This is a genomic window from Rhodobacter capsulatus, from assembly GCF_052363185.1.
Taxonomy (GTDB): Bacteria; Pseudomonadota; Alphaproteobacteria; order Rhodobacterales; family Rhodobacteraceae; genus Rhodobacter; species Rhodobacter capsulatus_E.
Genome location: NZ_CP198955.1, coordinates 2,350,361 through 2,372,423, shown reverse-complemented (window position 1 = coordinate 2,372,423; position 22,063 = coordinate 2,350,361). Strand labels below are relative to the sequence as shown.

Below are 22,063 nucleotides of genomic sequence, written 5' to 3'. Positions count from 1 at the left end.
GCGGGGCGGGCGCTGGCCGAGGGCCTTTGGGCCCCCGGCGGCCCCGGGGCATCTGCGTCGCGTGGCCTCGGCGATGGCCTCGGCCAATGCGGTCGCCCCTCAGAGCTTCTCGAAGCGGCAGGTGAAATGCCGCATCAGCTTCGGCTCCTTGACGATGCGGTAGCCGCGCAGGCTGTCCTTCGTCGCCGCCAGCTCCTCGAAAGCCTCGACGATGTAATCGGCATGGCTTTGGGTATAGGTCCGGCGCGGGAAGGCGAGCCGCACCAGATCCATCGCCGCCGGTTTCTCGGACCCATCCGGCTGACGGCCGAACATCGCCGTGCCGATCTCGCAGGACCGGACGCCTGCAAGCTCATACAAAGCCACCGCCAGCGCCTGCCCCGGATATTCGAGCGGCGGAATATGTGACAGCCAGGCCCGCGCGTCGATGAAGACCGCGTGCCCGCCCGCCGGTTTCACCACCGGAACCCCCATCGCATCGAGCCGCTCGACGATATATTGATGCGTGCGGATGCGGTAGCGCAGGTAATCCTCGTCCACGATCTCGACCAGACCCTGCGCCAGCGCGTCAAGGTCGCGGCCCGCAAGCCCGCCATAGGTCGGAAAGCCCTCGGTCCGGATCAGATGGCCGCGCGCCTCCTCGGCCAGATCGTCATCGTTCAGCGCCAGCCAGCCGCCGATATTGCCAAAGGCGTCCTTCTTCGCCGACATCGTCATGCCATCGGCCACCGCAAAGCAATCGCGCACGATCTCGGGGATCGAGCGATCGGTCTGACCCTCCTCGCGGGTCTTGATGAACCAGGCGTTTTCGGCAAAGCGGCAGCCATCAATGACGAAAGGCTTGCCCCAGCGATGCGCCAGATCGGCCACGGCGCGGATATTGGCAAGGCTGACGGGCTGGCCGCCGCCCGCATTGTTGGTGATGGTGATCATCACCAAAGGCACTTCGGCGTGATGCGCCTCAAGGTAAGCTTCAAGCCGCGCCAGATCCATGTTGCCCTTGAACGGATGCAGGCTTTGCGGGTCCTTGCCTTCCGCAATCACCAGATCGTCGCCAATGGCGCCCGAGGCCTCGATATTGCCGCGGGTGGTGTCGAAATGGGTGTTGGACGGAATGCGACGGCCCTTGCCCCCGAAGATCGAGAACAGGATCGCTTCCGCCGCGCGGCCCTGATGCGTCGGGATGATGTGCTTGAAGGGCATCAGGTTTTGCACCGCGGCCTCGAAGCGGAAGAAGCTCGGGCTGCCGGCATAGCTTTCGTCGCCGCGCATCACCGCCGCCCATTGCAAGGACGACATCGCGCCGGTGCCGCTGTCGGTCAGAAGGTCGATCAGCACGTCATCCGAGTGCAGGCCGAAGAGGTTGTATCCGGCCTCGCGGGCCAGCCGTTCGCGCTCGGGGCGCGAGGTGAGACGGATCGGCTCGACCGATTTGATGCGGAAAGGTTCGATGATGGTTTTCATCACGGGGCTCCTGTCGATGGCCCCATATACCCGTGGCAACCGTCGCACGATGGGGCCGCAGCGTCGCGGTTGCCCGGAGACCCGGACCGCGCTCGACGCCCAAAGAGGTTGCAAGTCCGAATTTCGCATCCCGCGTCGGTTCCGTCAAGTCAGGCGGTGGGATCGGGATTGACGGCACCGGCGCGGCGGGGTTCTGTGGCCGCCTTGGCGCAGGGGAGACGGGCATGACGGACACCACGAAGGGCTTTTTCGCGATGGTGGCCGCCTGCTGTGTCTGGGGCCTGTCGGGGATCTATTACAAGGCGCTCTCCGAGGTGCCGCCGCTGGAGGTGCTCGCCCATCGCACGCTCTGGTCGGTGCTGTTTCTGGGCGCGGTGGTGGCGGTGCAGGGACAGCGCGCCGTGCTGGCGCAGGCACTCACCGGGCGCAGCCTGCGGGTTCTGGCGGCGGCGGCGGTGGTGATTTCGCTCAACTGGTTCGGCTTCATCTGGTCGGTTCAGAACGGCCGCGCGGTAGAGGCGTCGCTGGGCTATTACATCTTCCCGCTGGTCGCGGTGGCGCTGGGCATGGTGTTTTACGGCGAGCGGATGGGGCGCGCGCAGGCGGTTGCGGTGATGATTGCCGCGGCGGCGGTGGGCTGGCTCACCTGGGCGCTGGGCGCCGCGCCCTGGATCGCGCTGATGCTGGCCACCACCTTCGGGCTTTACGGCTTGCTGAAAAAGGGGCTGTCCGTGCCCTCGGTCGTCTCGGTCCTGGCCGAGGTGGTGCTCTTGGCGCCGCTCGCCCTGCTGCTGCTGGCGGCGGCGCATTTCGGTTGGTTCGGCCTTGCGCCGGGCTCGGGCCGGTTCGGCAGCGATGTCGGGTCTTCGCTGATGCTGGCCTTTTCCGGGGTGATGACGGGCGGGCCCTTGATGCTGTTTTCCTATGCCGCGCAACGGGTGCGGATGGCGACCATGGGCCTTGTGCAATATCTCAACCCGACGCTGCAATTCGGCGTGGCGGTCGCGGTTTTTTGCCGAACCCTTCACCCGCGCCCATGCCATCGCCTTCGCGCTGATCTGGGGGGCGCTCGCGCTTTACTCCGCCGCGGCGCTGCGGGGGCGGGGGTAGCAGGGGGGCGCTGCCCCCCTCTTTTCCTGCGGAAAATTCACCCCCCGGGATATTTCGGCCAAGGTGAAACGAAACCGGGGTCTGCTTTCACCTTGGTGCAAATATCCCGGGGGAGCCCGCAGGGACGGGGGGCAGAGCCCCCCCCTTGCGCCGCTTGTGGCCCTCAGCCGAAAGCGGTTTCGAGCGCCGCTTCCAGCGCCGCCACCGTCGCCACGGTCATCACGCCGTCAAGCAGGTTCTGCCCGGCAAAACCCTCGGCCACGACATGGGCGTTCAGCGCCAGAAGCGGGTCCCAGTAGCCTTCGGTGTTCAAAAGCAGGATCGGCTTTTCATGCAGGCCGAGCTGGCGCCAGGTCAGCACCTCGTAGAATTCGTCAAGGCTGCCCGCGCCACCCGGCAGCACCACCACCGCATCCGAATTCATGAACATCACCTTCTTGCGTTCATGCATGTTCTCGGTGACGACGAAGGTGGTCAGATCGCGCTTGCCGACTTCAAGGCGGAACAGATGTTCGGGGATCACCCCGAAGGTCGCCGCGCCCGCCGCTTGCGCCGCCCGCGCCACCTCGCCCATCAGGCCCACATCCCCCGCGCCATAGACCAGCCGCCAGCCGCGGGCGGCCAGCATCCGGCCGGTGGCCCGGGCGGCTTCGGCATAGGCGGGGCGGGCGCCGGGACGCGAGCCGCAGAAGACACAGACCGAGGGGGCGGATTTGGCGGACATGAGGCGGGCTTTCGTGCTGGAAATCGCTGCGCAAGGTGTTGCTTTCCGCAGGGATACCGGGTCAGATGGTCGCAAGCAAGCGGCGCGAAAGCCCGGTCCGCAGGGCCGGACAGAGGGAAAGACAGCATGGCCGAGGGCAGGAAGACGGCGGCGGGGGTCGTGATGGGCGGCGGGGTGGCCGTGGCGGTGGTGGCCGCCGTTGCGGCGCTCTGGTCGCTGGGGCAGGGCGCGCCCGAGCCGGTGCCGTCCCCGGCATCCCCGGCCGCCACGCCTGCGCCCCCGGCTGCGGTTGACCCGGTGCCCGCCGCGGTTGCGCCATCTCCCGCCCCGGCCACGCCCGCGCAGGAGCCATCGCCCGCCCCGGCCGCGGCCCCCGAAGGGGCCCCCGAAACGGCCCCCCAAACTGCCCGCGAAACGGCCGATCCCGTCTCCTCGGCAGATGCCGAAGCGGAGCCCGCCGCGGTGGCCCGCTTCGACACCTTGCGCGTCACCCCCGCCGGGGCCTTGACGCTGGCGGGCGATGTCGCGCCCGGGGCCAGGGTGGAGCTGCTTCTGGAGGGCGTGGTGATCGACACTGTCACCGCGAATGCGCAGGGCGATTTTGCCGCCGTCACCTCGGCCGCGCCCTCGGCCGAACCGCGCACCTTGCAGCTGCGGGTGACCGGCGCCGATGGGGTGGCGCGGCTTTCCGAGGAGAGCCTGACCGTCGCGCCAAGTCCGCTTGCCGTGGCGCAGGCCGCCACCGCCAAGGGCGCCGCGCCCGACACCGTCGCCGCCGCGGTCGAGGCGGCGCAGGCGCTGGCCGAAACGCCGCTCCTGACCGGGGCGGATGGCACGGCGCGGCTGCTGGCGGGGGTCTCCGAGACGCTGGTGATCGACACGCTGGCGCTTTCGGACGATGGAACCGTGACGATCTCCGGCCGCGGCGCGCCGAAAGGGGCGCTCTTGCGTGCCTATGTCGACAATGCCGAAGTGGGGCTGGTGCAGGGCGCGGCCGATGGCCGCTTCGCCATGCGCCTGCCTGCGGCGGCGCCCGGGCCGCATGTCCTGCGCGTCGATGCGCTGGATGCCGCGGGCAAGGTGCTCGCCCGCGCCGAACAGCGGTTCGAAGGCCTCGCCCCGCCGCCTGAACCGGCCCTTGCGGCCCCGGCCGCGCCCGCGGCGGAGGGCGCCGCCGCCCGCAGCCGCATGGTGACCGTCGCCCCCGGCGGCACGCTTTGGGCGATTGCCAGCGCGCGTTATGGCGATCCGCTGCTTTACGTGCAGATCTTCGAAGCGAACCGCGGCCAGATCCGCGACCCCGACCTGATCTATCCGGGTCAGGTCTTCACCCTGCCCGAATGAGCCGGGCAGGGGGGCAAATGCGCGCGGGGGCTGGACAATCGCGCCCGACCCCCTAGGTTGCCCGCACGGTCGGGGCATCGCCCCGGCTTCCCGGACACATGAGACTTCGGAAGGAGGGGCCATGCCGCCCTCTCAGATCACGCAGGCAGGCAAGCTTGACCGCTCGGAGCGGGCGCGCGGCTGGAGCACGATACGGGCGGTGGCGCCCTATCTGTGGCCCGAGGGGCACGGATGGGTGAAGCAGCGCGTGGTGCTGGCGATGGCGTTCCTGGTCGCGGCCAAGGTGATCGCGGTGCTGACGCCCTTTCTTTACAAGGCGGCGGTGGACGGCCTTGCGGGCGAGGCGCGCGACGAGACCTGGCTTCTGGGCTTTGGCGCCATCGCGCTGACCGTGGCTTACGGGCTCGCCCGGCTGATGTCGGTGGGCTTTGGCGAGCTGCGCGATGCGGTCTTCGTGCGCGTGGCGCAGCGGGCGCTGCGGGCGCTGGCGCTGGAAACCTTCCAGCACATCCATGCGCTGTCGCTGCGCTATCACATCACCCGCAAGACCGGGGGGCTGTCGCGCATCGTCGAGCGCGGCGTGAAGGGCGTCGATTTCCTGCTCCGCTTCATGCTCTTTTCGGTCGGGCCGCTGATCCTGGAACTGACGCTGGTCACGCTGATCTTCGCCTTCCTGTTTGACTGGCGCTATGCGCTCGTCGTCGTCGGCACGATCTGGACCTATGTCACCTTCACCTTCCGCGTCACCGAATGGCGCGTGGCGATCCGCAAGAAGATGAACGATGCCGATACGGCGGCGAACCAGAAGGCGATCGACAGCCTTCTGAACTTCGAGACGGTGAAATATTTCAGCGCCGAGAAGCGCGAGGCGGCGCGTTACGACGCCTCGATGGAACGCTACGAGGGCGCGGCGGTGAAGACCGGCCAAAGCCTGGCCGCGCTGAACGCCGGGCAGACGCTGATCATCACCGCGGGGCTGGTCGCCGTGATGGTGATGGCGGCGATGGAGGTGCAGGCGGGCACGCTGACGGTGGGCGATTTCGTCATGGTGCAGGCCTACATGATCCAGATCACCATGCCGCTGAGCTTCCTTGGCACGGTCTACCGCGAGATCCGCCAGGCGCTGGTGGACATGGGCGAGATGTTCGATCTGCTGCACCAACCGGCCGAGATCACCGACAAGCCGGGGGCGAAGCCGCTGGCGGTTTCTGGGGGCGCGATTGCCTTCAAGGGCGTCGATTTCGCCTATTCCCCGGAGCGTCCGATCCTGAAGGGGGTCGATCTGGCGGTGGCCGCCGGGCAAAAGGTGGCGCTGGTCGGGCCTTCGGGCTCGGGCAAATCCACCATCGGGCGGCTTCTTTTCCGGTTCTACGAGGTGACGGGCGGCGCGATCACCATTGACGGGCAGGATATCCGGGATGTGACGCAGGAAAGCCTGCATGCGGCGATCGGGGTGGTGCCGCAGGACACCGTGCTCTTCAACGACACGATCCGCTACAACATCGCCTATGGCCGCGCCGAGGCCACGCAGGCCGAGATCGAGGCGGCGGCGCGGGCGGCGAAGATCCATGATTTCGTGATGTCCCTGCCCGAGGGCTACGACACCCAGGTGGGCGAGCGCGGGCTGAAGCTGTCGGGCGGCGAAAAGCAGCGGGTGGGCATTGCGCGCACGCTGTTGAAGAACCCGCCGATCCTGCTTCTGGACGAGGCGACCTCGGCGCTCGACACGCAAACCGAGCGCGACATTCAGGAAAGTCTCGATGCGATGGGGCGCGGGCGCACGGTGATCGTGATCGCGCACCGGCTTTCGACGATTGCGGATGCCGACCGGATCGTGGTGCTGGAGGCGGGCGAGATCGTCGAGGAAGGCACGCACGAGGCGCTTTTTGGCGCGCGCGGGCCGCTATGCGGCGATGTGGGCGGCGCAATCGGCCGAAGAGGCGGCCGAGGCGGCGGAATAAGGCAGGGGGGCGCTGCCCCCCTCTGGCCTCTCGGCCATTCACCCCCCGGGATATTTCGGCCAAGGTGAAACGAAACCCGCGCTGCTTTCACCTTGGGACAAATATCCCGGGGGGAGTCCCGCAGGGACGGGGGGCAGAGCCCCCCTTCTTTTTCGTGACGGCGGCAATGGTTGCCCGGCCTTGGCAATGGGGCGACCTTGCGTATAGATAGGCCAAAGACGAGGAGCCCGCGCGTGGATCAGACCGACAGTTTCATCGACGAAGTCACCGAGGAAGTCCGCCGCGACCGGCTGTTTGCGGCGTTTCGCAAATATGGCTGGATCGGGGTTGTCGCAATCCTTGGCCTGGTGGGCGGCTCGGCCTATGTCGAATGGGACAAGACCCAGGCCCGCGCCCGGGCCGAGGCCTTCGGCGATGGTCTTCTGGCGGCGCTCGAGACCGAGAACCCCGCCGAGGCGGTGGCGACCTTGCCCGCCACGGGGCCGCAGGTCGGGGTGGTCCTGCTTCTGACCGCGGCACAGGCGGCCGAGGATGGCCGGGCCGAGGCGGCGCTGGCCGATCTGCGCGCGATGGCTGCCGATGCGGCCCTGCCCGACAGTCTGCGCCAGCTGGCGCGGCTCAAGGCGGTGCTGGTGGCCGGTGCGGCGATGGGCGCCGAAGAGCGCGCGGCGGAGCTCGACGCGCTGGCGGCGCCCGGGGCGCCGTTCCGGTTGCTGGCGATGGAACAACAGGCGCTGGCGGCGGTGTCGGCGGGCGACAAGGCCGGGGCCATCGCCCGGGCGCGCGAGATTCTGGCTGAAGACGGCGTCACCTCGGGCTTGCAACAGCGCGCGACAGAGCTGATTGTGGCGCTGGGTGGCGATCCGGCCGCGCCATGAGGCGCCGGTTTCGCGAAAAAGACATGAAGGCAGGGGGGTTGCGGTGAAGCTGAGGTCGTCGATCGCCGTTCTGGGCGTCGCCATGGTGCTGGCCGCCTGCGAGAAGGAAGTGCATCTTGAAGGCGAACGGCTTGATCCGCGCGCGGTGCTGGAGGGCGCGGAGGTCGCCGCCGCGCCGGTGAACGAGAGCCGCCCGGTCAGCCTGCCGCGTCCGGTGGCCAATGCCGACTGGCCGCAGCGGGCGGGCAGCGCCCGGCATGATCTGGTCAATGCCGCGCTGGGCAATGCCCAGACGCTGGTCTGGTCGGCGCCGGTCGGGCAGGGGCAGTCGCAGCGCTATCGAATCGCCGCCGCCCCGGTGGTCGCGGGCGGGCGTGTCTTCACGCTGGACAGCCGGGCCCGGCTGACCGCGACCGGCACCAATGGCGCGACGCTTTGGGCCACCGAGATCGTCCGTCCGGGCGATCGAGCCGATGACGCCTCGGGCGCGGGGCTCGCGGTCGAGGGCGGGCGGGTCTTTGCCACCACCGGCTTTGCCGAGCTGGTCGCGGTTGACGCCGCCTCGGGCAAGGTGATCTGGCGGCAGGATTTCGACGCGGGCGTCGGCGGGGCCCCCGCAGTGGCCGATGGCGTCGTTTATGCTTTGGCGCGCGACGGCTCGGCCTGGGCGATCGACGCGGCGGATGGCAAGGTGATCTGGCAGGTGGCGGGCACCCCCGCGGTGGCGGGGATGTCGGGGGTTTCCGCCCCGGCGATTGCGGGCAAGCTGGTGATCTTCCCCTTTGCCACCGGGCAGATGCTGGCGGTGGACCGGGCGAGCGGCGTTCCGGCCTGGCAGGCGCAGGTGGCGGGTGGCCGCCCCGGGCGCGGCTATGCGATCGTCTCGGATCTGACCGGCGATCCGGTGGTGATGGGCGGCACGGTCTATGCCGGGTCTTCGGCGGGCAAGCTTGGCGCCTTCGACGCGACCACGGGGGAGACCCGCTGGACCGCGGGCGAGGGCGCCGTGAGCCCGGTTCAGGTGGCGGGCAATGCGGTCTTCCTGATTTCCGATCAGGCGCAGCTGGTGCGGCTGGATGCGGCGACGGGCGCGACGGTCTGGGCGCAGGATCTGCCCTATTACGTCAAGGACAAGATCAAGCGCCAGCGCGAGATCCACGTCAACCTTGGCCCCGTTCTGGCGGGCAACCGGCTCTTCGTCGTCTCCTCGGACGGGCTGTTGCGCAGCTTCGATCCGGCCTCGGGGGCGCTTCTCGGTCAGGCTGACCTGCCGGGGGGGGCTGCCACCGATGCCATCGTCGCCGGGCAGACGCTTTACGTGGTTTCGCGCAAGGGGCAGCTGCTCGCCTTCCGGTGAGGGCTTTTCGTCGCGGGAAAAGCGGTGTAAGGGGGCGGTTTCGCGGCGGGCTTCCGGCCGCCACAGGAGCATGCCATGAGTTTCACCCTTGCCATCGTGGGCCGCCCGAATGTGGGCAAATCGACGCTGTTCAACCGGCTCGTCGGCAAGCGGCTGGCCTTGGTGGATGACACGCCCGGCGTGACCCGCGATCTGCGCGAGGGCGACGCGCGGCTCGGTGATCTGCGCTTCGTGGTGATCGACTCGGCCGGGCTTGAACTGGCCGAGGATGACAGCCTGCAGGGCCGGATGCGGCGGCTGACCGAACGCGCGGTCGAGGAAGCGGACATCTGCCTGTTCCTGATCGACGCGCGGGTGGGCGTGACCCCGGCCGACGAGATCTTCGCCGAGATTCTGCGCAAGAAGAACGCCCATGTGATCCTTGCGGCGAACAAGGCCGAGGGCAATGCGGGCGCGGCCGGCGCGCTGGAGGCCTGGAGCCTTGGTCTGGGCGAGCCGATCGCGCTTTCGGCCGAACACGGGCAGGGGCTCGATGATCTTTATGACATCCTGCAGCCGCTGGCCGACGGGTTTGCCGCGAAGAACGTCGCGCAGATGCCCGAGGTGGATGTGGATCTGCCCGAGGATCTGGAAGACGAAGACGCGCCCATTCGCATGCCGACCGAGGCGCGGCCCTTGCAACTGGCGGTCATCGGCCGCCCGAATGCCGGGAAATCGACGCTGATCAACAAGATCCTGGGCGAGGATCGGCTGCTGACCGGCCCCGAAGCGGGCATAACCCGCGATGCGATTTCGGTGACGAAGACCTTCATGGGCACGCCGATGCGGATCTGGGACACGGCGGGGATGCGCAAGAAGGCGCGGGTCTCGGACAAGCTCGAGAAGCTTTCGGTCGCCGATGGTCTGCGCGCGGTGCGTTTTGCCGAGGTCGTGGTGGTGCTGCTGGATGTGAACATCCCCTTCGAGGTGCAGGATCTGCGGATTGCGGATTTTGCCGAGACCGAGGGGCGGGCCGTGGTCGTCGCGGCGAACAAGTGGGATCTGGAAGAAGAGAAGACCGAGAAGCTGAAGGAGCTGCGCGAGAATTTCGAGCGGCTGCTGCCGCAGCTGCGCGGTGCGCCTTTGGTGACGGTTTCGGCCAAGACCGGCAAGGGGCTTGACCGGCTGCACAATGCGATCCTGAAGGCCTATGAGGTCTGGAACCGGCGGATTTCGACGGCGAAGCTGAACAACTGGCTGGGCGCGATGACCGAGGCGCATCCGCCGCCCGCGCCGGGCGGGCGCCGGATCAAGCTGCGCTACATCACCCAGGCGAAGACCCGGCCGCCGGGATTCGTGATCAAGGCGACCCATACCGACCAGATCCCGGAAAGCTACAGCCGCTATCTGGTGAACGGGCTGCGCGCCGATTTCGACATGCCGGGCACGCCCATTCGGCTTTACTTCCGCGATCAGGGCAGCACAAACCCTTACAAGGAACGCAAGAAGTCGATCCCCTCGCGGCTGACGAAGCACGTCGATGCGAAGAAACACGCCGCGCGCAAGGACCGGCGCCTGCCCTCGAAACCGAAGGGCTGATTTCGCCCCGGGCAAGGCCCGAGGCGACCCGCGGGGGGCTGCGCCCCCCGCACCCCCGCTTTGCGTATTTGGCCAAGGAAAAGCCTCGGCCGTTCGGTTGGGGGAGACCGTGGTTCCTTTCACCTTGGGGCAAATATCCCGGGGGGCCGAGGCATTGCCTCGGCGGGGCGGAGCCCCCGGCGGGTCGCCTCGGCTTCAGCCGGGGCGAAATCCCCCCTCGCAACGGGCCAAGGCGGGGAATGCCCGAAATTCCTTGACAGCCCCGCCTTCCCTCCGCATAAGCGCGAGGCCCGGCGGTGAGTCTGCTCTCCGCCCGGGTATCATTTGCAACACCACCCGATGGGGTGCGCTGTCCGAGGCGGGGAAACCCGGCAACACTGCAGGGGCCGAAAGCTCCGGGGGCCACAGGACGCGGCTGAAAAAAGGGAAGAACGCATGTTTGCGGTCCTCAAGACTGGCGGCAAGCAATACAAGGTTCAGGCGGGCGACGTGCTGCGCGTGGAACTGATTGCCGCCGTGGCTGGTGAAAAAGTCCAGTTCAACGAGATCCTGATGGTCGGCGGCGAGGCCGTGACCGTTGGCGCCCCCACCGTGGCCGGTGCCGCCGTGGTCGCCGAAGTCATCGACACCATCAAGGCCGACAAGGTCATCACCTTCCACAAGCGCCGCCGGAAGCATTCGTCGCAGCGCACCCGTGGCCACCGTCAGCAACTGACGCTGCTGCGCGTGACCGAGGTTCTCGCCTCGGGCGCCGAAACCTCGGGCGTGAAGGAAGCCGTGGGCACCGCCGAAGCCCGTCGTGCCGCCCATGGCGCGGCCGCCCCGGCCGAAGCCCCCGCGAAACCGAAGCGTGCGAAAAAAGCCGCTGCAGCTCAGGAGTAATCCCCCATGGCACACAAGAAAGCTGGCGGTTCTTCCCGTAACGGCCGCGACTCTGCCGGTCGTCGCCTTGGCGTGAAACTCTACGGTGGCCAGGCGGCCATTCCGGGCAACATCATCATCCGTCAGCGCGGCACCACCTGGTGGCCGGGCGAAGGCGTCATGATGGGCCGGGATCACACGCTCTTTGCCGTCGTCGAAGGCAAGGTGACCTACAAGAAGGGCCTCAAGGGCCGCACTTTCGTTTCGGTTCTCCCGGTCGCGGAGGCCGCCGAGTAAGCCGAACCGGAACCCGGATCAGTTTGGGGGGGATCGGCCAAGGGCCGGTCCCCCTTTTCGTTGCGCGTGTCGCGACCGTCGGGCCATCGCGGGGAGGGCGGTGGGCCAACGGGTCGCAGTTGAAAACAGTCGGGGGGATGCCCAAGTCCCGTCACACGGCTGTCGATTTTCAAGGTTAAAGGGCCAAAACGGCCAGCGTTTGAGGAGAACGCGATGTTTCAGACGACCATATCCAACCAGCCGGTGATCGAGGCCGAGCGGTTCATCCTGCGCCCCTTGCGTCGCTCCGACGCCGGGTTGATTTCCATGTATACCGCCGACAAGCGCCTGGCCGAAGGCACCCGCGCGATTCCGCATCCGCTGCCGCCGGGCACGACCGAGAATTTCATCGCCCGCGCCATGGCCGAGACCCGCAGCGAGGATGTCTGGGCGCTGGACGGCTCGGCGCATGGTCTGGCCGAGGTGCTGGGGCTCGTCTCGCTCACCCGCCACGAGGGCGCGCAATCCGAGGTCGGCTTCTGGGTCGGCCCGGGGTTCTGGAACACCGGCTTCGCTTCGGAGGCGGTGGCGGCGCTGATCGCGGCCAATCCGCATCGCGCCCGCACGCTGATCGCCGAGGTGTTTCAGGACAGCCCCGGCTCGGCCCGCGTCCTGACCCACAATGGCTTCGCCTATCTGGGCGACGCCGAGGCCTGGTCGCTGGCGCGCGGGGCGCGCGTGCCGACCTGGACCTATGTCAAGAAACTCGGGTGAGCCTGCCCGCGCATCTGCTGACAGACCGGCTGGCGCTGCGCCCGCTTGCGGCGGAAGACGAGGCCGCCTGCGTTGCGGCGCTCTCGGACTTAGAGGTGGTGCGCTGGCTTGCTCCCGTGCCCTGGCCCTACGGGGCCGGGGAGTTCCGCGCCTTTCTGGCCGATCCCGTGCCCGCGGCGCGCTGGGTGATCTGCCGCGAGGGCGTTTTCCTTGGCATGATCGGGCTTGATCACCAGTTCGGCTATTGGCTGGCGCGTCCGGCCTGGGGGCAGGGCTTTGCCCGCGAGGCCGCCCGGGCGGTTCTGGTCGCCCATTTCGCCGATCCCGCCGCCGAACCGGTGCATGCGGGCTATTTCGAGGGCAATGCCCGCTCGGCCCGGGTGCTCGCGAACCTCGGCTTTCACGAGATCGGCCGCTCTCTCGTGTGCATTCGCTTGCGCTCGATGCGGTGCTGCCGCATGTGGAACTGAGATTGAGCCGCGCCGCTTTTGACGCCGCCTGTGCGGGGTGAACCGGGCGGGGAGGGCGCTGCCCTCCCCGAACCCCACCCGGGATATTTGGGGCAAGATAAAAGCATGCCCCTTTATCTTGCCCCAAATATCCCGGGGGTTTGGGGGCAGAGCCCCCATGCTTCGCTTGCAGATTGGCGCGCGCGCGCGCGTAATCAGACGCCTTGCGAAAGGGGCGACTGCGATGAAATTTCTCGACCTTGCGAAAGTCTATATCCGCTCGGGCGGCGGTGGCGGCGGTTGCGTCAGCTTCCGGCGCGAGAAATTCGTCGAATTCGGCGGCCCCGATGGTGGCGATGGCGGCAAGGGCGGCTCGGTCTATGCCGAGGCGGTCGAGGGGCTCAACACGCTCATCGACTTCCGCTATCAGCAGCATTTCTTCGCCCAGTCCGGCCAGCATGGCATGGGCAGCCAGTGCACCGGCAAGGATGGCGCGGACATCGTCCTCAAGGTTCCGGTCGGCACCGAGATCATCGACGAGGACGAGGAAACGGTGATCGCCGATCTGACGGTGCCGGGGCAACGCGTGCTTCTGGCCAAGGGCGGCAATGGAGGCTGGGGCAACCAGCGTTTCAAGACGGCCACGAACCGCGCCCCCGCCCATGCGAACCCGGGGCAGGAGGGGGTCGAGCGCACGCTCTGGCTGCGGCTCAAGCTGATTGCGGATGCCGGGCTTCTGGGGCTGCCGAATGCGGGCAAGTCGACCTTCCTCGCCGCCGTGTCGAATGCGCGGCCGAAGATTGCGGATTACCCTTTCACCACGCTGGTGCCGAACCTGGGCGTGGTCGGGATCGACGGCAAGGAATTCGTCATGGCCGATATTCCGGGGCTGATCGAGGGCGCCTCGGAAGGTCGGGGCCTTGGCGATCAGTTCCTGGGCCATGTCGAGCGTTGCTCGGTGCTGTTGCATCTGGTCGATGGCACGTCGAGCACGATCACCAAGGATTATCGCACCATCATCGGCGAGCTAGAGGCCTATTCCGAGGAGCTGTTCGAAAAGCCGCGGATCACCGTGCTGAACAAGGCCGATGCGCTGGATGCAAAGACCCTGTCAAGCCGCAAGCGCGCTTTGGAGAAGGCCTCCGAAGGGCCGGTTCTGGTGATGTCGGGCGTGTCGAAAAAGGGCGTGGCCGAGGTGCTGCGCGCGCTTTGGGCCGAGATCGAGGACGACCGCAAGGGCATGGAAGAGGTGGCGCCGTGGCAGCCGTGACGCCGCAGGTTTCGGCCGCAAAGCGGCTGGTGGTGAAGATCGGCTCGGCGCTGCTCGTCGGGGCCGAGGGGCTCAAGACTGACTGGCTGACGGCGCTGGCGCTGGATGTGGTCGCCGCGAAGAAGCGCGGCGCCGATGTGGTGCTGGTCTCCTCGGGCTCGATCGCGCTGGGGCGGCGGGTGCTGGGCCTGCCGCTTGGGCCCTTGCCGCTCGAACAATCGCAGGCTGCGGCGGCGGTGGGTCAGATCCGTCTGGCCCGCGCCTATGAGGAAATCCTTGCGCCGCATGGGGTCACCACGGCGCAGGTTCTGGTGACGCTGGAAGATACCGACGACCGCCGCCGCTATCTGAATTCCCGCGCGACGATGGAGACGCTGCTCTCGATGGGCGTCGTGCCGATCGTGAACGAGAATGACACCGTCGCCACCGACGAAATCCGCTTTGGCGACAACGACCGGCTGGCGGCGCAGATCGCCGTCACCGTGGGCGCCGATCAGCTGATCCTGCTGTCTGACGTCGACGGTTTTTATTCCGCGAACCCGAAGGAAGACCCGAGCGCGGTGCGTTTCGAACTGGTCGAGCACATCACCCCCGAGATCGAGGCGATGGCGGGCGATCCGATTTCCGGCCTGTCGAAAGGCGGCATGAAGACGAAGCTTCTGGCGGCGAAGACCGCGGTGGCGGGGGGCTGCGCCATGGCGATCATGGAGGGCTCGGCCCTGCGGCCGCTGACCGCTTTGGCCGAGGGGGCGAATTGCACCTGGTTCCTGCCCGAGGGCGACCCGCAGGCGGCGCGCAAGCGCTGGATCGCGGCGATGAAACCGCGCGGCGAGGTGATCGTGGATGCGGGCGCGGTGGGGGCGCTGTCGCAGGGCAGCTCGCTTCTGCCCGCCGGGGTGACCAAGGTCACCGGCCGTTTTGGCCGCGGCGAGCCGGTGACCATTGCCGGGCCCGACGGCGCCGCGCTCGGCAAGGGTCTGGTGCGCTACACCGCCGAGGAAGCCCGCACCATCGCCGGGCACCGCTCGGGCGAGATCGAGGCGCTTTTGGGCTATCCGGGCCGCGCCGCGCTCGTGCATCGCGATGACATGGTGATCGGCTGAGGCGGGGCAGGGGGCGCTGCCCCCTCGGGCTTCGCCCTCACCCCCGGGATATTTGTCCCAAGGTGAAAGGGCACGCGAAAAGGGCGCCCGATCCGAGCGCCCTTTGCTTTTATCTTGCCTCAAATATCCCACGGGGGTGCGGGGGTGTGAAACCCCCGCTGCCGCCCGGTCAGCCCGCAATGCGGTCCAGAATTCGCGCCCAGCTGCGGATGCCCTTGTGGAAGCTTTCCAGATCGTATTTCTCGTTCGGGCTGTGGATCTGGTCGTCGTCCTTGCCGAAACCGATCAGCATCGCATCCATGCCAAGGATGTCCTTGAAATAGCCCGCAATCGGGATCGAGCCGCCGCAGCCGACGAAGGCCGCGGGCACGCCCCATTCCTCGGTCAGCGCGGCGCGGGCGGCGTCAAACGCCGGGTCGTCGATCGCCATCACCGAGGCGGGCGAGCCGTTTGGCGCCTTCCAGTCAAGCCGGACATCGGGGGGCAGCTGCGCCTCGATCCAGGATTTGAACGCGGCAAGGATCTTCTCGGGGTCCTGGTGCGAGACCAGACGGAAGCTGACCTTCGCGCTGGCTTCGGCGGGCAGCACGGTCTTGAAGCCCGCGCCGGTATAGCCGCCCCAGATGCCGTTGATTTCCGCCGTGGGCCGCGACCAGATCTGTTCGAGCGGTGTGCGGTCCACTTCGCCCGCGGGGGTGGTCAGACCGACCCCGCCGAGGAAGGCCGCGTGATCGAAGCCGAGCGATTGCCACTGTGACCGCACCGCTTCGGGGAGTTCCGCCACATCGTCGTAAAAGCCCGGCACGGTGACGCGGCCCTGATCGTCGTGCAGCTTTCCGAGGATGCGCGTGAGCACCCGGATCGGGTTGATCGCCGCGCCGCCGAAGCTGCCCGAATGCAGGTCCTTGTCGGCCGCCTTCAGGGTGAATTCGATCTTCGCCAGACCGCGCAGCATCGTCACCACCGCGGGCACCTTGTCGGCGAAAAGCCCGGTGTCGCAAATGAGCGCGAGCGAGGCCTCGCCCAGCTCCTCGGCATTGTCCTTCATGAACGGTATGAGCGAGGGGGAACCCGACTCTTCCTCGCCCTCGAAGAAGATCGTCAGATTGCCGGGCAGGGAGCCATGCACCTCTTTCCAGGCCCGGCAGGCCTCCAGGAAGGTCATCAGCTGGCCCTTGTCATCGGCGGCGCCGCGGCCGCGGATCACCACGCCCCGGGGCGTTTCCTCGAGTTGCGGATCGAAGGGGTCGCGATCCCAAAGCTCAAGCGGGTCAACGGGTTGCACGTCGTAATGCCCGTAGAACAGGATGTGCCGGCCGGGGCCCGCATGGCGTGCCACCACCATCGGATGGCCCGGCGTGGGCCGCGCCGAGGCGGTGAAGCCCAGCGATTTCAGCTCCTGCACAAGCCAGGCGGCGGCGCGGGCGCAATCGCCCTCAAAGGCGGGGTCGGTCGAGATCGAGGCGATGCGCAAAAGGTCAATCAACCTGTCGCAGGCGTCGGGCAGAGTGTCGTCGATACGGGCAAGAACGGCGTCGAGTGTCATTGAAGGGCCTCCATGGCCCAAGCCTAGCAGCGGTTCCCGGGCATGGCCAGAGCCCGGGGACGCGGGGGGCGGGCAGGGCGCGGGGCCGCATCGGGCGCGCAAGAAAATGATGCACCGGGATGCGACAATTTAGAACTCCCATTTTTTGGGCGATGCGCGTAAACCTGTGCGCGCCGGACAGGGCCGCAGAGCCGACCCGGCGATCCACAACCAAGTGCTTAAAGCCAGGGGTGACAGACATGGACTACAATCTCGCGCTCGAAAAAGCGATCCAGAAGCTGCATGACGAGGGACGCTACCGCACGTTCATCGACATCGAACGCGAGAAGGGCGCCTTCCCCAAGGCGCAGTGGAACCGCCCCGATGGCGGCAAGCAGGACATCACCGTCTGGTGTGGCAACGACTATCTGGGCATGGGGCAGCACCCGGCCGTTCTGGCCGCCATGCATGAGGCGCTGGAAGCTGTTGGGGCCGGTTCGGGTGGCACCCGCAACATCTCGGGCACCACGGCCTATCACCGCCGTCTGGAAGCCGAGATTGCCGATCTGCACCAGAAAGAAGCGGCGCTGGTCTTTTCGTCGGCCTATATCGCCAACGACGCGACGCTTTCGACCCTGCGCGTGCTCTTCCCCGGCCTGATCATCTATTCCGACAGCCTGAACCACGCCTCGATGATCGAGGGGATCAAGCGCAATGCCGGGCCGAAGCGGATCTTCCGTCACAATGACGTCGCCCACCTGCGCGAGCTGATCAGTGCCGATGATCCGGCCGCGCCGAAGCTGATCGCCTTCGAATCGATCTATTCGATGGATGGCGACTTCGGCCCGATCGCCGAGATCTGCGATATCGCCGAGGAATTCGGCGCGCTGACCTATATCGATGAAGTCCATGCCGTCGGCATGTATGGCCCCCGCGGCGCGGGCGTGGCCGAGCGGGACGGGCTGATGCACCGGATCGACATCTTCAACGGCACGCTGGCGAAAGCCTATGGCGTCTTCGGCGGCTATATCGCGGCTTCGGCGCGGATGGTCGATGCCGTGCGCTCCTATGCGCCGGGCTTCATCTTCTCGACCTCGCTGCCGCCTGCGATCGCCGCGGGGGCGCAGGCCTCGATCGCCTTCCTGAAAACCGCCGAGGGGCAGAAGCTGCGCGATGCGCAACAGATGCACGCCAAGGTTCTCAAGATGCGGCTGAAGGCGCTCGGCATGCCGATCATCGACCATGGCAGCCACATCGTTCCGGTGGTCATCGGCGATCCCGTGCACACCAAGGCGGTGTCGGACATGCTGCTGTCGGATTACGGCGTTTACGTGCAGCCGATCAACTATCCGACCGTGCCGCGCGGGACGGAGCGTCTGCGCTTCACCCCCTCGCCGGTGCATGATCTGAAGCAGATCGACGGGCTGGTTCATGCCATGGATCTGCTCTGGGCGCGCTGTGCGCTGAATCGCGCCGAGGCCTCTGCCTGAGCCATTCTGCGGATGCACCGCCCTCGGGATTATGCTAGGGATTCGTCAAGAATTCGGGACCGACAGGTTCGAATCGGACAAACCACACCGAGGGCGGGACAGGCAGATGATCAGGTGGAAGGGCAAACCTTCGACGCAGGTTGAGGCCGCGCAAAAAGGCTTTGACGACTTCGACATGAAGCTTGGCGACATGCTTCGCGGCGAACGTGCGACCCTGGCGAAATCGCTGCTTGATGTGCAGCGCGAGCTGCGCATCAAGGCGGTCTATATCGCCGCCATCGAGAATTGCGATCCGACCGCCTTCGAAAGCCCGTCCTTCATCGCGGGCTTCGTGCGGTCCTATGCGCGCTATCTGGGGCTGGACCCCGATTGGGCCTTTGACCGCTTCTGCAAGGAATCGGGCTTTACCCCCACGCATGGTCTGGCCGCTGCCGCCTCGGGGCCGAAAGCGCCGCGGCGCACCGCCGATCTGGCCAGTTCGCTCGCCAATCCCAATGCCTCCTTCATCCCGAAACAGGCGCCGATCTGGACCAAGATCGACCCGCGTGCCGTGGGTTCGCTCGCCGTCGTGGTGATGGTCGCGGGTGGCATCGGCTATGGCGCCTGGTCGGTGCTGCAGGAAGTGCAGCGCGTGCAATTGACCCCGGTCGAACAGGCCCCGGGTGTCGTGGCCGAGATCGACCCGCTGCAATCGGTGCTGCCGGTGCAGACTGCGACCGCCGCCGATGTGGTGCCCAGTGCCCCGACCGAGGAGGCCTTTGACCGGCTTTATCGCCCCGCCGCGCTGGATACGCCTGTGCTGATCGCCCGCGACGGCCCGATTGCCGCCATCGACCCGCGCGAGGCGGGCGTGCTGCCCGGTCAGGCGCAGGCGATGGGGATGCAGCTGGCCGAGGCCGGACCGGCGCCGGGTCTTCCCGGTCAGATGCCGGTGGTGCAGACGCTGGGCGAAGGTGCCCCCGAAGTCGAGGTTCTGGCGGTGCGGCCCTCCTGGGTGCGGATCACCGCCTCCGACGGCTCGGTGATCTTCGAAAAGGTGATGGATGCGGGCGAGCGTTTCGCCGTGCCGAAGCTGGAAGAGCCGCCGAAGCTGCGCACCGGGGAATCGGGCGCGATCTATTTTGCGGTGAACGGGGTTGCGCATGGGCCTGCGGGCTCGAAGGGCGCGGTGTCGAAGAATGTCGAGCTGTCAGCGCAAGCCCTGGGCACGGCCTATGCCGTGGCCGACATGGCCGCCGATGGCGATCTGGCGAAGATGATCGCGGTGGCCGATGCCTCCTCGGTCGTGCCGGGCGCCGAGACGCCCGAGCAGTAACAGTCTTTCGAACGCGACAAAGCGGCCGTTGCCCTTGGGCGACGGCTGACCTATTTGTGGGACAGCTGAACGGAGGCTTTCCCATGTCGCTCAATCCCCATCGTCCGTGGCGGAACATCACCCGCCGTCCCTCGCGCAAGATCTGGGTCGGCAAGGTGCCGGTGGGCGGCGATGCGCCGATCTCGGTGCAGACGATGACGAACACCATCACCTCGGATGTCAAGGCGACGCTGGGGCAGGTGCTGCGCGCCGCCGAAGTGGGTGCCGACATCGTCCGCGTCTCGGCCCCCGACGAGGCGGCGACGGCGGCGCTGAAGGAAATCTGCCGCGAAAGCCCGGTGCCGATCGTGGCCGACATCCATTTCCACTACAAGCGCGCGATCGAGGCGGCCGAGGCGGGCGCGGCCTGTCTGCGCATCAACCCGGGCAATATCGGCGATGCGACCCGCGTGCGCGAGGTGATCAAGGCCGCCAAGGATCACGGCTGCTCGATGCGGATCGGGGTGAATGCCGGTTCGCTGGAAAAGCACCTGCTCGACAAATATGGCGAGCCTTGCCCCGAGGCGATGCTGGAAAGCGGCATGGATCACATCAAGATCCTGCAAGACAATGATTTCCACGAATTCAAGATTTCGGTGAAGGCCTCGGACGTGTTCCTCGCCGCGGCCGCCTATACCGCGCTCGCCGAGGCCACCGATGCGCCGATCCATCTGGGCATCACCGAAGCGGGCGGCCTGATGGCGGGCACGGTGAAATCGGCCGTGGGTCTGGGTAATCTGCTGTGGGCGGGGATCGGCGACACGATCCGCGTCAGCCTTTCCGCCGATCCGGTCGAGGAAGTTAAGGTCGGCTATGAGATCCTGAAATCTTTGGGCCTGCGGGCACGCGGCGTGCAGATCATCTCCTGCCCCAGCTGCGCGCGGCAGGGGTTTGATGTGATCAAGACGGTGGATGCGCTGGAAAAACGCCTTGAGCATATCAAGACGCCGATGTCGCTGTCGATCATCGGCTGCGTGGTGAACGGCCCCGGCGAGGCGCTGATGACCGATATCGGTTTCACCGGCGGCGGGGCGGGGTCCGGCATGGTCTATCTGGCGGGCAAGCAAAGCCACCGGATGTCGAACGACCAGATGATCGAGGAAATCGTCCGTCTGGTCGAAGACCGCGCGGCACAGATCGCGGCGGCAGAGCAGGCGGCGGAATAACCCCCGCCTGAGCGGAATTCACGGCGCGTCCCTTGCGGGGCGCGCCGGTGCGTTTCAGACGAGCGCGCCGTCCACCAGACGGGTCTTGCCGCCCAGATAGGGGTGCAGCACGGCGGGCAGGGTGACGGAGCCGTCCTCTTGCTGGCCGTTTTCCAGCACCGCGATCAGGCAGCGCCCGACGGCCAGACCCGAGCCGTTCAGCGTGGCGACGAAGTCCGGTTTGCCGCCCGCGGCGGGCTTGTAGCGCCCGTTCATGCGGCGGGCCTGAAACTGCCCGCAGGTCGAGACCGAGGAGATTTCGCGGAAGGTGTTCTGCCCGGGCAGCCAGACCTCAAGGTCATAGGTCTTTTGCGAGCCGAACCCCATGTCGCCGGTGCACAGAACGATGCGGCGATAGGGCAGGCCGAGCGCCTCCAGCACCGCCTCGGCGCAGCCGGTCATGCGTTCATGTTCGGCAATCGCATCCTCGGGGCGGCAGATCGTCACCATCTCGACCTTTTCGAACTGGTGCTGGCGCAGCATCCCCGCGGTGTCCTTGCCTGCCGAACCCGCTTCCGAGCGGAAGCAATTGGTATGCGCGGTCATCCGGCAGGGCAGGGCGGCCTCGTCCCAGATCTCGTTCGCGATGAAGTTCGTCAGCGTCACCTCGGCGGTCGGGATCATCCACCAGCCGTCCGTGGTCTTGTAGCTGTCCTCGGCGAATTTCGGCAGCTGCCCGGTGCCCTGCATCGCCTCGGCGCGGACCAGAACCGGGGTGATCGCCTCGGTCAGGCCATGCGTGTCGACATGCAGATCGAGCATGAATTGCGCCAAAGCGCGATGCACCCGGGCAACGCCATTGCGCAGCACGACGAAGCGGGCGCCCGAAAGCTTTGCCGCGGTTTCGAAATCCATCGCCTTGCCCACGGCGGAAAGCTGGTAATGTTCAAGGGGTTTGAAGGCGAAGCTCGGGATCGTGCCCCAGCGTTTCACCTCGACATTGCCCGCCTCGTCGGCGCCTTCGGGCACCTCGGGCAGCGGTGCGTTCGGAATGAGCATCAGCCGGTCGCGCAGCTCGCCATCCAGCCGCCCGGCCTCGGCCTGCATCGCGGCCACTTCGGATTTCTTTTCCGCCACGAGGGCACGCAGCCGTTCGAATTCGGCTTCGTCGCCCTTGGCCTTGGCCGCGCCCACTTCTTTCGCGGCGGCATTTTGTGCCGCCTGCGCGGTCTCGGCCGCCAGGATCGCGGCGCGGCGGCGTTCGTCCAGCGCCAGCACCTCGGCCGAAAGCGGCGGCAGGCTGCGGCGGGCCAGATCGGCGTCGAATTGGGCGGGGTTGTCGCGGATCGCGCGGATGTCGTGCATGGGGCTCACCTGTCGCAAGGGGTTGGCTTCGCGTT

General features: G+C 67.3%; 17 protein-coding genes and 2 pseudogenes. 15 read left to right on the top strand and 4 right to left on the bottom strand.

From position 1 onward, the window contains the following. Positions 1-99: 99 nt before the first annotated feature. Complete coding sequence (locus ACTTAG_RS11600; protein WP_444462474.1) at positions 100-1,464, bottom strand: tryptophanase; 1,365 nt, start codon at positions 1,462-1,464, stop codon at positions 100-102. A 224-nt stretch (positions 1,465-1,688) separates the two neighbouring features. On the opposite strand from ACTTAG_RS11600, the pseudogene rarD reads away from it, so the two are divergent. Continuing rightward, positions 1,689-2,411: pseudogene (gene rarD / locus ACTTAG_RS11595) on the top strand (EamA family transporter RarD); the annotation flags it as partial. Between the two features lie 326 nt (positions 2,412-2,737). On the opposite strand, the gene ACTTAG_RS11590 reads toward rarD, so the two are convergent. Then, positions 2,738-3,298 (bottom strand): TIGR00730 family Rossman fold protein, encoded by a 561-nt coding sequence (locus ACTTAG_RS11590; RefSeq protein ID WP_444462473.1) that lies wholly within the window; start codon positions 3,296-3,298, stop codon positions 2,738-2,740. A gap of 126 nt (positions 3,299-3,424) precedes the next feature. Between ACTTAG_RS11590 and ACTTAG_RS11585 the strand changes: the two genes are divergently transcribed. From ACTTAG_RS11585 to proB, 11 genes and pseudogenes are all read left to right on the top strand, one after another. Continuing rightward, the gene (locus tag ACTTAG_RS11585) at positions 3,425-4,642 is read left to right on the top strand and encodes a LysM peptidoglycan-binding domain-containing protein (protein ID WP_444462472.1); all 1,218 of its coding nucleotides are present in this window, start codon (positions 3,425-3,427) and stop codon (positions 4,640-4,642) included. 121 nt (positions 4,643-4,763) lie between these two features. After that, positions 4,764-6,603: pseudogene (locus ACTTAG_RS11580) on the top strand (ABCB family ABC transporter ATP-binding protein/permease). A gap of 233 nt (positions 6,604-6,836) precedes the next feature. Then, positions 6,837-7,481, top strand: a complete 645-nt coding sequence (locus ACTTAG_RS11575) for a hypothetical protein (protein ID WP_444462471.1) — start codon at positions 6,837-6,839, stop codon at positions 7,479-7,481. Positions 7,482-7,530: 49 nt separating this feature from the next. Further along, a complete protein-coding gene (locus tag ACTTAG_RS11570) occupies positions 7,531-8,838 on the top strand; it encodes an outer membrane protein assembly factor BamB family protein (RefSeq protein ID WP_444465243.1) in 1,308 nt (435 codons plus the stop codon). Positions 8,839-8,913: 75 nt separating this feature from the next. Then, positions 8,914-10,416 (top strand): ribosome biogenesis GTPase Der, encoded by a 1,503-nt coding sequence (gene der / locus ACTTAG_RS11565; RefSeq protein ID WP_444462470.1) that lies wholly within the window; start codon positions 8,914-8,916, stop codon positions 10,414-10,416. Positions 10,417-10,851: 435 nt separating this feature from the next. Beyond that, positions 10,852-11,298 (top strand): 50S ribosomal protein L21, encoded by a 447-nt coding sequence (gene rplU / locus ACTTAG_RS11560; protein WP_444462469.1) that lies wholly within the window; start codon positions 10,852-10,854, stop codon positions 11,296-11,298. Between the two features lie 6 nt (positions 11,299-11,304). Then, positions 11,305-11,574: a 50S ribosomal protein L27 gene (gene rpmA / locus ACTTAG_RS11555; RefSeq protein WP_013068008.1), complete on the top strand. Its 270-nt coding sequence runs from the start codon at positions 11,305-11,307 to the stop codon at positions 11,572-11,574. 213 nt (positions 11,575-11,787) lie between these two features. Next, the gene (locus ACTTAG_RS11550; protein ID WP_444462468.1) at positions 11,788-12,327 is read left to right on the top strand and encodes a GNAT family N-acetyltransferase; all 540 of its coding nucleotides are present in this window, start codon (positions 11,788-11,790) and stop codon (positions 12,325-12,327) included. Then, entirely contained in the window at positions 12,324-12,797 is a 474-nt protein-coding gene (locus tag ACTTAG_RS11545) for a GNAT family N-acetyltransferase (RefSeq protein WP_444462467.1), read from the top strand. Before ACTTAG_RS11550 ends, ACTTAG_RS11545 begins: the two co-directional genes overlap by 4 nt. Before the next feature lie 223 nt (positions 12,798-13,020). Beyond that, the gene (gene obgE, locus ACTTAG_RS11540) at positions 13,021-14,046 is read left to right on the top strand and encodes a GTPase ObgE (protein WP_444462466.1); all 1,026 of its coding nucleotides are present in this window, start codon (positions 13,021-13,023) and stop codon (positions 14,044-14,046) included. Further along, on the top strand, positions 14,043-15,149 hold the full coding sequence (proB, locus tag ACTTAG_RS11535; protein WP_444465242.1) for a glutamate 5-kinase: 1,107 nt from the start codon (positions 14,043-14,045) through the stop codon (positions 15,147-15,149). Before obgE ends, proB begins: the two co-directional genes overlap by 4 nt. 169 nt (positions 15,150-15,318) lie before the next feature. On the opposite strand, the gene ACTTAG_RS11530 is transcribed toward proB, so the two are convergent. After that, entirely contained in the window at positions 15,319-16,695 is a 1,377-nt protein-coding gene (locus tag ACTTAG_RS11530; protein ID WP_444462465.1) for a M20/M25/M40 family metallo-hydrolase, read from the bottom strand. 239 nt (positions 16,696-16,934) lie between these two features. Here ACTTAG_RS11530 and hemA point away from each other — a divergent pair, with 239 nt between their 5' ends. From hemA to ispG, 3 genes are all read left to right on the top strand, one after another. Next, on the top strand, positions 16,935-18,164 hold the full coding sequence (gene hemA / locus ACTTAG_RS11525; protein ID WP_444462464.1) for a 5-aminolevulinate synthase: 1,230 nt from the start codon (positions 16,935-16,937) through the stop codon (positions 18,162-18,164). Positions 18,165-18,270: 106 nt separating this feature from the next. Further along, positions 18,271-19,479 (top strand): helix-turn-helix domain-containing protein, encoded by a 1,209-nt coding sequence (locus ACTTAG_RS11520; RefSeq protein ID WP_444462463.1) that lies wholly within the window; start codon positions 18,271-18,273, stop codon positions 19,477-19,479. Positions 19,480-19,562: 83 nt separating this feature from the next. Further along, positions 19,563-20,684: a flavodoxin-dependent (E)-4-hydroxy-3-methylbut-2-enyl-diphosphate synthase gene (ispG, locus tag ACTTAG_RS11515; RefSeq protein WP_444462462.1), complete on the top strand. Its 1,122-nt coding sequence runs from the start codon at positions 19,563-19,565 to the stop codon at positions 20,682-20,684. A gap of 54 nt (positions 20,685-20,738) precedes the next feature. On the opposite strand, the gene serS is transcribed toward ispG, so the two are convergent. Beyond that, positions 20,739-22,028, bottom strand: coding sequence for a serine--tRNA ligase (gene serS, locus ACTTAG_RS11510; RefSeq protein WP_444462461.1), 1,290 nt, complete (start codon positions 22,026-22,028; stop codon positions 20,739-20,741). Positions 22,029-22,063: the final 35 nt, after the last annotated feature.

Bases quoted from the DNA above. Each gene is read 5' to 3' on its own strand.
- ACTTAG_RS11600 (WP_444462474.1), bottom strand. From the start codon at position 1,464: ATGAAAACCATCATCGAACCTTTCCGCATCAAATCGGTCGAGCCGATC.
- ACTTAG_RS11590 (WP_444462473.1), bottom strand. From the start codon at position 3,298: ATGTCCGCCAAATCCGCCCCCTCGGTCTGTGTCTTCTGCGGCTCGCGT.
- ACTTAG_RS11585 (WP_444462472.1), top strand. From the start codon at position 3,425: ATGGCCGAGGGCAGGAAGACGGCGGCGGGGGTCGTGATGGGCGGCGGG.
- der (WP_444462470.1), top strand. From the start codon at position 8,914: ATGAGTTTCACCCTTGCCATCGTGGGCCGCCCGAATGTGGGCAAATCG.
- rplU (WP_444462469.1), top strand. From the start codon at position 10,852: ATGTTTGCGGTCCTCAAGACTGGCGGCAAGCAATACAAGGTTCAGGCG.
- rpmA (WP_013068008.1), top strand. From the start codon at position 11,305: ATGGCACACAAGAAAGCTGGCGGTTCTTCCCGTAACGGCCGCGACTCT.
- ACTTAG_RS11550 (WP_444462468.1), top strand. From the start codon at position 11,788: ATGTTTCAGACGACCATATCCAACCAGCCGGTGATCGAGGCCGAGCGG.
- obgE (WP_444462466.1), top strand. From the start codon at position 13,021: ATGAAATTTCTCGACCTTGCGAAAGTCTATATCCGCTCGGGCGGCGGT.
- ACTTAG_RS11530 (WP_444462465.1), bottom strand. From the start codon at position 16,695: ATGACACTCGACGCCGTTCTTGCCCGTATCGACGACACTCTGCCCGAC.
- hemA (WP_444462464.1), top strand. From the start codon at position 16,935: ATGGACTACAATCTCGCGCTCGAAAAAGCGATCCAGAAGCTGCATGAC.
- ACTTAG_RS11520 (WP_444462463.1), top strand. From the start codon at position 18,271: ATGATCAGGTGGAAGGGCAAACCTTCGACGCAGGTTGAGGCCGCGCAA.
- ispG (WP_444462462.1), top strand. From the start codon at position 19,563: ATGTCGCTCAATCCCCATCGTCCGTGGCGGAACATCACCCGCCGTCCC.
- serS (WP_444462461.1), bottom strand. From the start codon at position 22,028: ATGCACGACATCCGCGCGATCCGCGACAACCCCGCCCAATTCGACGCC.